The organism is Sinobaca sp. H24, from assembly GCF_023845525.1.
This window is the reverse complement of the sequence record NZ_JALBWT010000008.1, coordinates 15000-28189: the sequence shown is the minus strand read 5'-3', so window position 1 is coordinate 28189 and position 13190 is coordinate 15000. Positions and strand designations below refer to the sequence as shown.

At 45.6% G+C, this 13190-nt stretch carries 15 protein-coding genes, 1 pseudogene and 2 riboswitches; of the genes and pseudogenes, 10 read left to right on the top strand and 6 right to left on the bottom strand.

The annotated features are described in order from the left end of the window. Positions 1-86: 86 nt before the first annotated feature. The 5 genes and pseudogenes from MMY81_RS12380 to MMY81_RS12360 form a co-directional block, all read right to left on the bottom strand. Complete coding sequence (locus MMY81_RS12380; protein WP_252313154.1) at positions 87-863, bottom strand: anti-sigma factor; 777 nt, start codon at positions 861-863, stop codon at positions 87-89. After that, positions 856-1395 (bottom strand): RNA polymerase sigma factor, encoded by a 540-nt coding sequence (locus MMY81_RS12375; RefSeq protein ID WP_308215317.1) that lies wholly within the window; start codon positions 1393-1395, stop codon positions 856-858. Before MMY81_RS12375 ends, MMY81_RS12380 begins: the two co-directional genes overlap by 8 nt. 173 nt (positions 1396-1568) lie before the next feature. Further along, complete coding sequence (locus tag MMY81_RS12370; RefSeq protein ID WP_252313153.1) at positions 1569-2756, bottom strand: ABC transporter permease; 1188 nt, start codon at positions 2754-2756, stop codon at positions 1569-1571. A gap of 22 nt (positions 2757-2778) precedes the next feature. Beyond that, positions 2779-4061 (bottom strand): annotated as a pseudogene (locus MMY81_RS12365) (NCS2 family permease). A 64-nt stretch (positions 4062-4125) separates the two neighbouring features. Further along, positions 4126-4227, bottom strand: a riboswitch (purine riboswitch). Positions 4228-4356: 129 nt separating this feature from the next. Beyond that, entirely contained in the window at positions 4357-4788 is a 432-nt protein-coding gene (locus MMY81_RS12360) for an Asp23/Gls24 family envelope stress response protein (protein WP_252313152.1), read from the bottom strand. A gap of 261 nt (positions 4789-5049) precedes the next feature. On the opposite strand from MMY81_RS12360, the gene MMY81_RS12355 reads away from it, so the two are divergent. The 10 genes from MMY81_RS12355 to MMY81_RS34025 all read left to right on the top strand — a co-directional run bounded on the left by MMY81_RS12355 (position 5050) and on the right by MMY81_RS34025 (position 11647). After that, complete coding sequence (locus tag MMY81_RS12355) at positions 5050-5274, top strand: DUF2273 domain-containing protein (RefSeq protein WP_120192722.1); 225 nt, start codon at positions 5050-5052, stop codon at positions 5272-5274. Between the two features lie 21 nt (positions 5275-5295). After that, positions 5296-5862: an alkaline shock response membrane anchor protein AmaP gene (amaP, locus tag MMY81_RS12350; protein ID WP_252313151.1), complete on the top strand. Its 567-nt coding sequence runs from the start codon at positions 5296-5298 to the stop codon at positions 5860-5862. 30 nt (positions 5863-5892) lie between these two features. After that, entirely contained in the window at positions 5893-6459 is a 567-nt protein-coding gene (amaP, locus tag MMY81_RS12345) for an alkaline shock response membrane anchor protein AmaP (RefSeq protein WP_252313150.1), read from the top strand. 32 nt (positions 6460-6491) lie between these two features. Further along, a complete protein-coding gene (locus MMY81_RS12340; RefSeq protein WP_252313149.1) occupies positions 6492-6947 on the top strand; it encodes an Asp23/Gls24 family envelope stress response protein in 456 nt (151 codons plus the stop codon). Positions 6948-7002: 55 nt separating this feature from the next. After that, complete coding sequence (gene amaP, locus MMY81_RS12335) at positions 7003-7584, top strand: alkaline shock response membrane anchor protein AmaP (RefSeq protein WP_252313148.1); 582 nt, start codon at positions 7003-7005, stop codon at positions 7582-7584. Positions 7585-7614: 30 nt separating this feature from the next. Then, positions 7615-7749: a hypothetical protein gene (locus tag MMY81_RS33360; protein WP_256497892.1), complete on the top strand. Its 135-nt coding sequence runs from the start codon at positions 7615-7617 to the stop codon at positions 7747-7749. Positions 7750-7911: 162 nt separating this feature from the next. Beyond that, positions 7912-8601, top strand: coding sequence for an Asp23/Gls24 family envelope stress response protein (locus tag MMY81_RS12330; RefSeq protein WP_252313147.1), 690 nt, complete (start codon positions 7912-7914; stop codon positions 8599-8601). A 158-nt stretch (positions 8602-8759) separates the two neighbouring features. After that, complete coding sequence (locus tag MMY81_RS12325) at positions 8760-9647, top strand: HAD family hydrolase (protein WP_252313146.1); 888 nt, start codon at positions 8760-8762, stop codon at positions 9645-9647. Positions 9648-9772: 125 nt separating this feature from the next. Then, positions 9773-9946, top strand: a riboswitch (Lysine riboswitch). Between the two features lie 145 nt (positions 9947-10091). After that, positions 10092-10973, top strand: coding sequence for a Na+/H+ antiporter NhaC family protein (locus MMY81_RS34030; protein WP_308215316.1), 882 nt, complete (start codon positions 10092-10094; stop codon positions 10971-10973). Between the two features lie 2 nt (positions 10974-10975). After that, positions 10976-11647, top strand: coding sequence for a Na+/H+ antiporter NhaC family protein (locus MMY81_RS34025; RefSeq protein ID WP_308215315.1), 672 nt, complete (start codon positions 10976-10978; stop codon positions 11645-11647). Between the two features lie 75 nt (positions 11648-11722). On the opposite strand, the gene betB is transcribed toward MMY81_RS34025, so the two are convergent. Beyond that, positions 11723-13180 (bottom strand): betaine-aldehyde dehydrogenase, encoded by a 1458-nt coding sequence (gene betB, locus MMY81_RS12315; protein ID WP_252313276.1) that lies wholly within the window; start codon positions 13178-13180, stop codon positions 11723-11725. Positions 13181-13190: the final 10 nt, after the last annotated feature.

Here is a 13190-nt window from a genome sequence, read left to right as displayed (position 1 = left end):
AGCCCCTTCTCTTTTGGCGCTTCGTGTTCGTCTGCAAAAAAAACCGCCGGAAGCATATTATCTCCCGGCGGCCATTGTAATAGTATTTAAATTTCCGCCTGCAGGACGACTTCACCCTCCGGCAGCTCATTGTCAGGCTGTGGTTCTCTCGTAACAGCAATGGCATCCCAGTTCTGTGCGCTTTCGGTTAAGGAAAATACCGAACCGCCTCGTCCATCTGCATCTGTCGTGAAAGATCCTGCCGGTATCGGTGACTCTCCCTCAATCAGCCAGACCTGATAGACTTCATTTCCTTCCAGTCCATCAAGCTCCTGCGCCTGCACGAGCAGTTCCGCCTGGTTTCCCGATTCCGCAAGCGTTGCAATACCGGTCCCTGCAGTATCCTCTGCCGGCTCCAGGTTTGCTGTCACAACCGGGCTCGCCGTACCGCTTTCCTGCTGCTCTTCCATGGCTGTCTCTACAGAAGTCAGCTCTTCTTCGAGCTGCTCATTCTGCGAAGCCACCTGCTGAAGCTGGGTCGCAACAAATACGTTGGCTCCTACCGATAACAGCAGGCCGGCTGCGAGCAGACCGCCAATAAGGCCGTAGCGCTTATTTTTCTTTCTTCCTGTATACACGGCTTTCGGTGCCCTGGACTCCTGTTTATCTTCTGCAAACACCGAGCCAAGCACGCGTTCTTTCATTCCTGCAGGAGGATCGACCGTTTGCAATAACGAAGCGGGCTCTTCCATTAGTTCTTCCCATTCCTGCAGCTCTTCTCTTAATTCTTTATCGTGTTTCAGCTCATATTCAAACGCTTCTCTATCTCTTTCCGAGAGCTGATTGTTCAAATAATCAAGAATTGCATCATGTTTGTTATTCAATTTCGATCCCCCTCTCCACAGCGACCATATCCTTCAGCTTTTTGAGCGCCAGCCGGAGCCTGCCTTTTACTGTTCCAAGCGGAATTCCGCAGGCTTCAGCAATCTGGCTCTGCGACATGCCCTGAAAATAAAACAAGCAGATCATCCGCTGCTGCTCATCCGGCAGTTTATGAATAACTGCCTGAAGCTCTGTCCGCTCTTCCTTATTCTCTATTTCTTCTTCTACAGAAGGCATCTGTTCGTGGACAGAGTCTCTTTCCTCCCATTCATATACTTCCATTTTTTTCTTGCGAAGATGATCAATAGACGCGTTTCTGGTGATCGTCAGCAGCCAGCTCGAAAATTTGCCGCGGGATTCAGTGTAGGTGCCGGCTCCTTTTCCTCTCCACAGCTTAAAGAATACATCCTGCATCACTTCCTCGGCAGCCTGCTTATCTTTTATCATATTATAGGAAAACGAGTACAATAGGCGTTCATAGCGGGTGTAGAGGATTTCGAGCGCTTCTTTATCCTGCTGCCCGGATTTTCTCATACAGCTCCGCATCTGTTAATGTCGACATTTCCTGTCCCCCTTTTCATTCAACATAAAGTAAATCTATCCGGCAGGGGGTATGCTTTTTGTACTTGCCTAGTATACGCATGAAACCCCTGATTGGATGCTTTTTTTCAGAAAATAAGTCCAATGGATCAATGATACCGCTTCATTTATAATTTCGGCAGAAACCAGTTTTTATTAAGGATGAGCACAAAAGCGACCGCTCCTGCTGTATAGAAAAGCTGGAGCAGCGTGCCTCCTGTCCCGGCCGATACGAGAAGAACAGCTGCATGGGCTGCCATAATGAGCGCAGCAGCTCCTGCCGGCTCTCGTTTTCTCACCTTTTCCTTTACAGGGTATACACCGAGAGGAAGCGAATACTCGTACAGCTTTGGAAAAGCAGAAAGCTGACGGCCATATAAATATACGACAGCCGCCGCTGCTATAATTTTTGCCGCTGTGCTTTCAGAATAAAAAAGCAGCAGGGAGCCAATGCCGGTAAATAGGAACCAGCTTTGCAGATAGCTGCCTCTTCTAATGAAAGAAAGAATGCTTATGTAAAGCATTGGCTTTTTCCATGAAACAACCTTTGCAGCGGCTCCGGCCCTTTTCCAGAATCTTATTCTTTCAGGCAGAAACGGAACCTCTGCAAACTGGGAAGCTGCCCTGTAAAAGCGAAGACTGAGACTATGCTCTGTTTCCTGGACTTTCTGCCATTGAAATGGCAGCGTCTTCAGCGCCTTCCTTCTATCATAAACAAATACGGCATAAAGAGCCATCATCAATCCATATAACCAGAACCAGTGAAAGAATAGTCCCAGAAGCGCAGCTGCCGTCAAGCAGGCCGGAACCGCTCTATCTCTGCACAAGGCCGGTCTTGTATGGACATAGTAATGAAAGTATGTACCTATTATATGGAGCGCCGCTATTCCCGCGGCAATTCCATAAAATAAAATAAACGGCTCCTCCTCAAGCGGTCCGGCATAATAATATGTTCCTGTATAAACAAGGCCTAAAAGAAGCAGAGGTACTTTTCGCAGAAATGTAAAACGCCGCCCCCACCCCAGCAGCTCATCGATCCGGCTTTCAGCCGGAAGCAGAAACACCATATCCGCCGGCTTTACTAAAAGCCGCTGACTCGTGCGTAGAAGCAGAACCGACCAAACGGCAGCTGCTGTCAGCTGCCAGACAAGCCCGTGCTCTGCCCTTTGCAGCCAGGCACCGTAATAATAAAAACTAATCAGAATAACAGCAAGAGCGGCAACCACAAGGCCCCCGCTCATCATATACCCTCCGTATTTCATGCGTTCCTGCATGTAGGCTTCTGCCCGTTTCTGCATTAATTGTAGTAAAAACATGGAAGAGCCCCTTTTCTTTTAGTTAAATGACCATCATGAGCACATAATGCAGGAAAAACATGAAAGATATTACGTACATTATCGGTGAAACCGAACGCGGTTCCCCCAGTGCCAGCTTTAAGAGTGGATAGGCAATAAATCCAAATGCAATACCATCTGCAATAGAATACGTTAATGGAATCAGTCCGATAATAAGGTAGGCCGGCAGCCACTCCGACATTTCCTGGAAGCGAATGTGACGAATTTCCTGAACCATCAGCCCGCCGACAATAATGAGTACCGGCGCTACTGCTCCGTCCGGAATGACCGTAAACATAGGTGCAAAAAAGGCAGACGCCAGAAATAAAACACCAACGGTAATAGCCGTCAACCCTGTCCTGCCTCCTTCAGCAATACCGGAAGCACTTTCCACCGTTGGAATGGTCGGGGAAGTGCCAAACAGACCGCTTGTAAAAGCAGATGCTGCGGAAGCCTGATACGATTTTGGAAATTTCTTTTTGTCCGGCAGCATACCATTTAACAGCCCCATGCTTTCAAACATCAGGATAATCATTAAAGAAAATACGGCTGTCCAGAAAGACAGCTGGTATACTCCGCTGAAATCAGAGGCACCAAGCATCTGAGTGTAGCCTGTAAACTGAATACTATCTGCCTGCGGCGGATTGGTCAATCCAAACAGAAACGCGACACCGGTTGTCAGTACGATACCGATCAGAAAACTTCCTTTTACTTTCCGGACGAATAAACCCATTGTAATCAACAGGCCTAAAATCGTCAGCAGCGCCTGAGGAGAGGAAATCGTCCCCATCGTTACAAACGTTTCGGTATCGGCGGTGATCAACTGGCCTTTCTGCAGGCCGATAAATGTCAAAAATATACCTACACCGACGGTAATACCTATTTTCAAAGAATCAGGAACAGCCCTCACCATAATGCCGGCAAGCGGCGTAATCGTTGCTATGAAAAACAACAGCCCGCTGCTATAACTGCCGCTAGCCCCTGCTGCCAGGTAAGGCCGAATCCCTGGACAATGGTATACGTAAAAAACGCGTTAATACCCATTCCCGGGGTAAGAATCATCGGGGCATTTCCCCATCCCCCGATCATAAAACAGCCTGCCGCTGTAGCCAATATTGTAGCTGCCAGAGCATACGCATACGGAATGCCGGCATCGGCAAGAATCGCCGGATTAATGATCAAAATATAGGCTATCGTAAAGTAGGATGTTAAACCGGCAAGCAGTTCCTGCTTTAATGTCGTCTGGTTTTCTTTAAATTGAAACAATCGATTCATGTATATCACCATTTCCTCAAAAAAAGTTACAGGCGGACGCACTGCAGCTTTTTCCATAAAAAAAGCTACAGATCTTCTATTTTAATAGAAGACCCGTAGCTCGGAGAAATATGGCTCTCCTGTAGAAACCCTGAACCCTTATCGTCCAGATTATACGAGTATTACATCCGTTTTTGTACGAGGGTTATTATATATAATCCGCGGGGATATTGCAACAGATTTTTTCTGCTCTAAGCGGCTGCAGGTAAAAGCAGGCATAAAAAAAGACCGGTGCTTCTCGTATTGAAAGCAGCCGGTCCGTTTTTTTCTATTCTACACGTTTTTCGTTCGTAGTGTCCTGGACTTCCTGCTTCTCATAGCCCAGCTTGCCTTCGCCTTCTGAGTCGATGTCATCTACGTGCATCTGTACTTCTACTACTTCAAGACCGGTCATGTGACGGATATTTTCAGTAATTCTTCTCTTTGCTTCATCGTAGACTTTCGGAATATCGGAGCCGTATTTGATAACTACATTCAGGTCGATCGCAGCCTGCTTTTCTCCTACTTCAGCCGTTACGCCTTTAGTAAGGTCTTTTCTGCCCAGTCTTTCTGTCAGGCCTTCCACCGCTCCTGTACTCATGGATAAAATCCCTGGAATTTCTACTACAGATAATGCGGCAATCTTTTCAATGACACCTGCATTATACGTCAGGTCCCTTTTGTTTTGATCAGTTACATTTGCTTGTGTTTGTTCAGCCATTGATCTCAGTCTCCTTTATAGTTAAGTCTACGATAATATACCCGGTTAATAGGAATCCTTAACATTTATTTTGAAAATATTTGTATTTTTTTTCGTGTTCTTTTTAAATTTTGTTTAATTTCGATCTAAATAAGATAAAAAAGTCATCTATCAAAAAGATATTTCAATAAAATTTATTTCTATAAATGAAATACATGTTTTTACAAATGGGTAAAAGGGGAATGCAGTAACTATTCCACCAATGAAAGGCGGTGAAGAAATATGAATGAAGATAAAAAACAGCTTCTTGATTATAGAGGAAGAATTGTAAGCATTATTATCGCATTGCTTCTTGTTATTGTCTTTTTGTTCTGGGGCTTCGGAGAAGCTGTCGTTGTAGCCATCATTTTTGCTGTAGGTTATCTTGTAGGCAGACAATTGGATGGACACCGGGATATTCAGGTATGGACGCAGAAAACGCTGCGTTATTTTACTGAAAGAAGATAATCAGCAGAAGGAGGCGCAATCATGACGGTTGCATTACGATTTTTCTTATTTATATTTGTAGTATTAAACCTTGCGCTTGCAGGCGTTCTTATCGCCGGCTTCTTTCAGTGGCAGCCGGCCGTCCAGATAATAGAAACATACTGGACTCAGGCATCATACATGTCGCCGGAATGGTGGATTGGATTAGCGGCAGCAGCAGTCTGGGCTCTTATAAGCTTATTGTTTCTTCTGCCTGCCTTTAAACCGAAAAAGAAACCCAAGGAGAAATTTGTCAGTTCTTCCTTATCCAGCGGGAGAGTAGACATTCCCTTTCATACTATAGAAAACATTGCGTACCGGAGCGCAATCACGCGTCAGGGTGTAACCGATGTCCGTGTGACCTGTACAAAGAAACAGGATAACCAGGTTGCACTTCACCTGAAAGTAACACCAAATGAAAGAACTCCGGTTCAGTCCCTTTCCTCGGATATACAGGAAACGGTAAAACAGGATGTAGAGCGCATCGCAGAGGTAGACGTTTCCAGCGTAGATGTATCGCTCAGTAAGCGCGCCGCTGGAGAACAAGGACGGCAGGCAAGAGTCCAATAACCAGGGCTCTATGAGAAAGGAGGGTACACCTTGTCATTTTTCCTACGATTACTACTCATTATTCTAGCCATTGCGAATTTAGCTGTCGCTGTTCTTACGATCGGTGCCATCTTCGGACTCGGCTCCGGACAGTGGATTACAGATTTTGTAGTGAATGCTGATTTCTCTTCCACTGCAGGAACTATTGCAATTATTACAGCCGTTGTCTGGCTGATTTTCAGTATTATTGCCCTGATCGCAGCGGTTAAATTCAAAAAGAAACGTTCCGGTGAACGTATTGATATGACCATGCCTACCGGCAAGATCAGCGTATCCATGAAAACATTCAAAAAAATAGCCTACCATAACGCCATGGCTGAACCCGGCGTCAAGGATGTTAAAATGACCGGCTACCATTCCCCAACCGATGAATCTGTTTATATGAAGCTCGATATTATGGTGGACGGCCAGGCTCCTCTTCAAACGTTATCCCGTAATGTACAGCGTTCCGTAAAAGAAAGTATTGAAAAAATGACAGAAGTACGCGTGAGTGATATTAATATCAGCATATCAGATCAAATATCCACCACGCCGATGGACGAAGCGCGCGTACAGTAACATAAATTTCACTATGTGAGGAGAAATGTATTATGCAGCAAAATCAGAACAGCAATTCACCTTCCCGCCAGCCCAATTCAAACCAGCGTATTCCCGGTAAACTTAAAATTGATGATAATGTAGTACAAAAAATCACAGGACTTGCCGCTATTCAGACAGACGGTGTGCTTTCCATGAGCGGCGGCCCTATGGAAGGTCTTAAAGAAGCGCTCGGACGCAAGAGCCTCCGTAAAGGAATCAGCACAGAAGTCGGTGAAAAACAGGCAGCTATTGATCTAAATATCATTATTGAATACGACAAAAGCATTCCTGAAGTATACCGGAATGTCACTAATAACGTAACGACAGCCATTGAAAAAATGACCGGCCTGGAAGTTGTGGAATTAAACCTGTATGTAGATGATATTGATACCGCAGATGACAGCAAGCTTGGAGACCGCAAAGAAAACAAAGAAGAAACAAGCACTACGACACCTCGCGTGCAGTAAACACACAGCTGTTTCATCCGTACGTTAATCAATTAAGGAAATGAGGTGTAGAACCATGTCCATATTATTCCGAGCCGCGCTCTTTCTTTTTGCTGCCGGCAGCCTGTTTATTTTATATACAGCTGCAGGAACCTGGCTTAATTGGGGAACAGCCCCCTGGATAGAAAATTCCATACTCGGCGCATCTCCGGGTTCTCAGTCTTTCTGGATTGTCCTGCTTTTAGCAGTGTTATGGGTTATTCTCAGCATTCTTATTTTTCTCGGGGCTTTCCGTTATACGAAAAAATCCAGAATGCCTGATATCCGCTGGAAAAACGATGAAGGTCATATAGACGTATCAAACGATACGATTAAAAATATTATTTACCGGAATATCAATAATTTTGAAGGCCTCGACAGCTCTGAAGTACAGATTCAGCATATCGAATCCGATAATGTCCTGAACGTCAGGGCCCATATTACTATTAATGGAAAAGCTCCTATCCAGACGCTTTCCGAAAAAATCCAGGAAGCAGCAAAAGCTGATTTGGAGCGCATCACTGAAATGGATGTTAAAACGTTTGACGTCATTATTAAAGATAATCTTGAACCAAGCCAGTCCGTTCCTAAAGGACCGAAAGTTTCCAGAGTTCAGTAATTATACATTCTATAAGGTGGTGTACAAATAATGAATGAAGAAAGAGATATGAACCAGCCGGATACAGCATCCTCCAAACAATGGATCGACTACAGAGGACGAATCGTATGTACAGTATTGGCACTGCTTCTCGGAATTATCTTTCGGGATTCGGTGAAGCACTAGTTGTAGCCATCTTTCTAGCAGCAGGCTACCTAATTGGAAGACAGCTCGACGGACACAGGGATTTTCAGGATGCAACCCGGAAAACGATGGAGTTTTTGACCGCCCGCAGATAATACCGGCGGCCGTGGGAATGTTACTACTATTATTTAGGAGGCATTTATTATGCAGAATGGACCAAACGGAGAAAATAAAAAAAGAAGCGAATCACAGAGAAGAAGCAATAAGCCGGAGGCCTCTCCGGCAGAAGAGCAGAAAGAGTCAGCTGAGCGTATGGGAGGCCCGGGCTCTCCGGCCAGAAACATGGAAGGACGCACACCGGTTCAAACGTCCAGTGATTCACCCTCAGAAAAAAAGGATAATCTTCCTGCTGACACAAAAGACAACGCTCCGGCTTCTACGTCATCTGTTCCAGCAACAGCCACGAGCAGCCTTTCAACAAACACACCGAACAATCCGCCCTCTTCCACTTCCATTTTAATTGATGAGGAAGTAGTGAAGAAAATTGCCGCTGTCGCATTGATGCGTGTAGACGGCATTGTAGGAATGAGCGGCGGTGTTGTGGAAGGTATTACAGATCGTCTCGGCAGCGGAAACCTGACAAAGGGCGTCAGCGCAGAGGTAGGAAAAACCCAGGCTGCTCTTGATGTAAATATTATTGTAGAATACGATAAAAGCATTCCAGCTATTTTTGAAGAAGTACAGACTCATGTCGCTCATGACATTGAACGAATGACCGGCTTGGAAATTGTAGAAATTAATTTGACGGTCGATGATATCGACAAAGCCGGGGATGAGAAACTAGCTCCTCCGGAAGAAGAACCTAAAGATCCAGCTCCGCCTCGTGTTCAATAATTATCTTAAAGCTGCCGGCAACCGGCAGCTTTTTCTTTTCGCTTTCCATGCGGTTTCATTTTTCATTCGATGCCCGGGTAAATATGATAAAATAAAAAAGCATACACGACAACAGAGACCTTTTATACAGAAAAATAGAAAGAATGGAGAGAAGCTATATGAAAACAATTGCAATTGACATGGATGGCACCCTTCTCCACGAAGAAGGCTATATAACAAAGGAAAATGCCACGGCTCTGGAAAAGCTTCAGGAAAACGGAGATAAAGTCGTAATTGCTACAGGAAGAGGCATGCCTGATGTTCAGCGTCTTTTACAAGAAGTAAACGTAAAGCCTGATGGTATCATTTCCTTAAATGGCGCCATCATTTCCTGGGGAGAGGAAATAATCCGGGAAGTACACATGATCCGCGAGGATGCTGTCGCTTTAATGCACTGGCTCGATGAGCAGCAGATTTACTATCATGCCTATACGAACAAAGGCATTTATACTCCCCCGCAGTCGAGTGACTATTTCCGCAGTGACCTTGATGCCTTCACAGCCACCCTCGATAACGGCAATGAGGTAAATGAACGCATTTGGAACGTTGCAGAGGGCCACCGCCGGAAATCCAAAATGAAAGACCTTCCCGCCCCTGAATTTATTGAAGAAAACCAGATTACCGTTTATAAATTTCTTATTTTGTCTATGCTTGGAGAGAAGCTGCAGGGATGCCGAAACAGCTGGGAAGACCAGGAAAGTATCCATATTACCTCTTCCGGTCGTGATAACCTGGAAATTATGCATCCAAACACCCAAAAAGGAATTGGCCTAATGCATTTAACCGAGCATGCCGGGCTTTCTATGGATAAAACCTATGCGATAGGAGATAACTTTAACGACCTGCCTATGTTTGAAAAAGCAGCTACGAGCATTGCGATGGGAAACGCCGAACCGGAAGTAAAAAAAGCAGCAACGTTTGAAACAACGCATCATAATGAAAGCGGCGTAGCGCATGCTATTGAAACGTTTGTACTGAACACTCCAGCAGGCAGCAGCTTATCCTGATAAAAGGTTTGCTTTCCTCATGAAGCCATTGTTATAATTATTTTTGAATAAATTATGTGAATGAAGCGGTATGGAAAACACACAGAATGACTGAACATCCAATTTTATAGAAAAGCCTCATCGCTCGATGAGGTAGAGGCGCGGACGAAAAGAAGTATGTACAGATAGGGTGACACCGATAACCTGTACAAAAAGGGTTCTCCGCCGAAATGCCCGGACAGGTCATCTTCCGGGCATTGGGCCTGTATTAAATAAATACAGGACTGCCGCAGAATCAACTGCGGAGAGCTACCTGTTTTCACCGGATCCGAGGTGTCCGCTGCATGGTGACAGTCTGTCTCCATGCAGTTTTTTTATTGCCTGCGGCCATTTATAAATCAGGATACAGGCTTTGGTGAATTGCGCTGTCATACGTATGCTTCATGATGAACTGGAGGAATAATAATGGAAGAATTATCTGCTCTGTCGCTTCTGCCGCCTCTTCTGGCTCTTGCGATGATTATTGTTACAAAGAAGGTTCTGCCTTCTCTGGGTTTAGGTATTTTAATCGGTGCCCTGCTCATCAACGACTGGTCTTTGCTTGCTTCCCTCTCATACATATGGTCTATTTTTGCCGGTTTTTTCTACACGGATGGCGCCATTAATACGTGGGAGCTTTATATTATTTTCTTTCTGCTTATTCTCGGTGTCATGGCTGCCTTAATCAGTCTTTCCGGGGGCAGCAGAGCTTTTGGAGAATGGGCCCTGCGCCGTGTCAAAACAAGAACCGGTGCCCAGCTGGTTACCTTTTTATTCGGTATCTTAATATTTATTGATGATTATTTTAACAGCCTTACTGTAGGTCAGGTAAGCCGTCCTTTAACCGACCGTCACGGGATCTCCCGGGCAAAACTTGCCTATATTGTTGATTCTGTCGCCGCTCCTGTCTGCGTTATTGTGCCGCTTTCCAGCTGGGGCGCTTATATTATTACGATTATTGCCGGAATCCTTGAATCCTATCAGGTAAATCAATACAGCGGTCTGCAGGCATTTTTGTACATGATTCCAATGAACTTCTATGCGATTACGGCCCTTCTGCTCGTTCTTCTGATGATTGTCTGGAAGACTGATATCGGACCAATGAAAAAACACGAGCGCCTCGCACTTGAGGAAGGCGTGCTGTTTGACAGCTCCAAGCTTGGCATACCGGGCGAAACAGGCGGACAGCTTGATGAATTAACCGGCCGCGTCCGCGACCTTGTTCTTCCTATCGTTATTCTTGTAGCCGCAACGATCGTCTTTATGATCATCACTGGTGCTCAAAATGCAGAAACGGTTACGTACTGAGCGTGTTTGCTGAAACAGATGTGTCCGCATCTCTTGTGTACGGCGGTCTGATTGGATTAGCCGCGGCTCTTATTCTTACCCTCACTAAAAAGCCAAAGTCTTCTATGGTCGGCAAAGCAGGAGCAGCGGGTATTAAAGCAATGATGCCGGCTATTTATATTTTAATTCTTGCCTGGATCATTGTAGCTGTTATCGATGAGCTGCAGACCGGAGCATACCTGGCTGCATTAATTGACGGCAGCATTCCGCTGTTCCTACTGCCTCTGCTGCTGTTTATTGTAGCCGGCTTTATGGCTTTCTCGACCGGGACATCCTGGGGAACATTTTCGCTTCTTCTTCCGATTGCCGGAGAAATTGCAGCTACGCTTGATATTACAATGATGCTGCCTTTCTTAGCCTCTGTGCTGGCCGGTTCTATTTTTGGAGATCACTGTTCACCTATTTCCGATACGACAATTCTTTCGTCTACCGGAGCAGGAAGCCATCATATCGATCACGTAGTGACACAGCTTCCTTACGCCCTGATTGCAGCCGGAGCCTCTTCTATAGGCTACCTTGTTCTTGGAGTATCCGGAAGCATGTGGCTTGGGCTGTTAACCGCTGTGATCCTTCTGGTAGCAGTCGTCTATATCATGAAAATAATTCTGTCCAAATCAACGACAGCTTCAGCATAATAAAAAGCCGGAACCTGTTTAAAACAGATTCCGGCTTTTGCTGTTTTTCTTGTTCACGAACATAGAGTATTTTTGTTACGCGAACCAGTTAAGGGCTGCCGGCTTTTTATTACGGAAAATATGTTTCACTTCTGTATACTCCTCAAAGCCGATATGACCGAGCTCCCGGCCAAACCCGGACTGCTTGTACCCGCCCCAGGGAGCCTGGGCAAAGTATGGATGAAAGTCGTTAATCCAGACCGTACCCATACGAAGCTGTGCTGCTACACTTTCCGCTTTGGCGATATCATTTGTAAATACAGCACCCGCCAGACCGTAAATGGTGTCGTTAGCGAGCGTTACGGCTTCCTCTTCTGTTTGGAACGTCTCAATAGTAAGAACCGGACCGAATACTTCCTCCTGCACAATTCTCATATCCGCCTTACACTCTGTAAAGATAGTCGGCAGATAGAACGAACCATTCTGCAGTTCTTTCTCCTGAGGACGGGAACCACCGAGAACAAGCTTTGCTCCTTCTTCCTGCCCTATTTCTACATACTTCTCCACCTTGGCGCGATGCTCATTGGATATAAGCGGTCCGGACTGGGTGCTTTCGTCAAAACCATTGCCCAGCTTAATATTTTTAGAGCGTTTCACAAGCTCCTCTACAAATTCGTCGTGAATGCTTTCTTCTATAATAAGACGTGAACCGGCAGAACACACCTGGCCGCCGTGGAAAAATACAGCGTTCATCGCCTGATCAACTGCTGTATCAAAGTCTGCGTCAGCAAAAATAATATTCGGGTTTTTTCCGCCAAGCTCAAGCGCAATTTTCTTTACGTTTACGCTTGCTGCCTGCATGATTTTCTTTCCTGTGTCGATACCTCCGGTAAAAGAAATCAGGTCTACATCAACATTTTCGGAAAGCTCAGCTCCAACCGATGCCCCGGATCCTAATACAAGATTGGCAACTCCTTTTGGAAATCCGGCTTCTTCCATTAACTCAAATACCTTTACGGTCGTAAGCGGTGTAATTTCACTTGGCTTTACTACAATTGTATTTCCTGCTGCCAGCGCCGGGGCAATTTTCCAGGCTGCCTGAAGCAGTGGATAGTTCCAAGGAGTAATTTGTCCACATACACCGACCGGCTCTCTAACTACACGGCTTTCAGAATCCGGAAGAGGCGAGGCGATCACTTCTCCCCCATTTTTGTCGGCAAGCCCTGCAAAATACTGGAATACGCCCGCAATATCATCCATATCTGCGCGGCTTTCCACCATTGTTTTTCCGGTATCAAGTGTTTCCAACTCTGCCATCTCTTCATTATCACGTCTAATAAAGTCAGCTATCTTTTGTACTAGATCTCCTCTAATAGCTGCCGGCGTACCGGCCCATTCACCGTTATCGAAGGCTTCGCGTGCCGCCTGAATTGCAGCCCGGGAATCTTCCCTGTCTCCTTCTGCAGCCGTTGCAATGGTCTCTTGGTTGAACGGATTTAAAATACTGCGGGTATTTCCTGATTTGGCTTCTACCCACTCTCCGTTAATAAACATTCTCTTATCA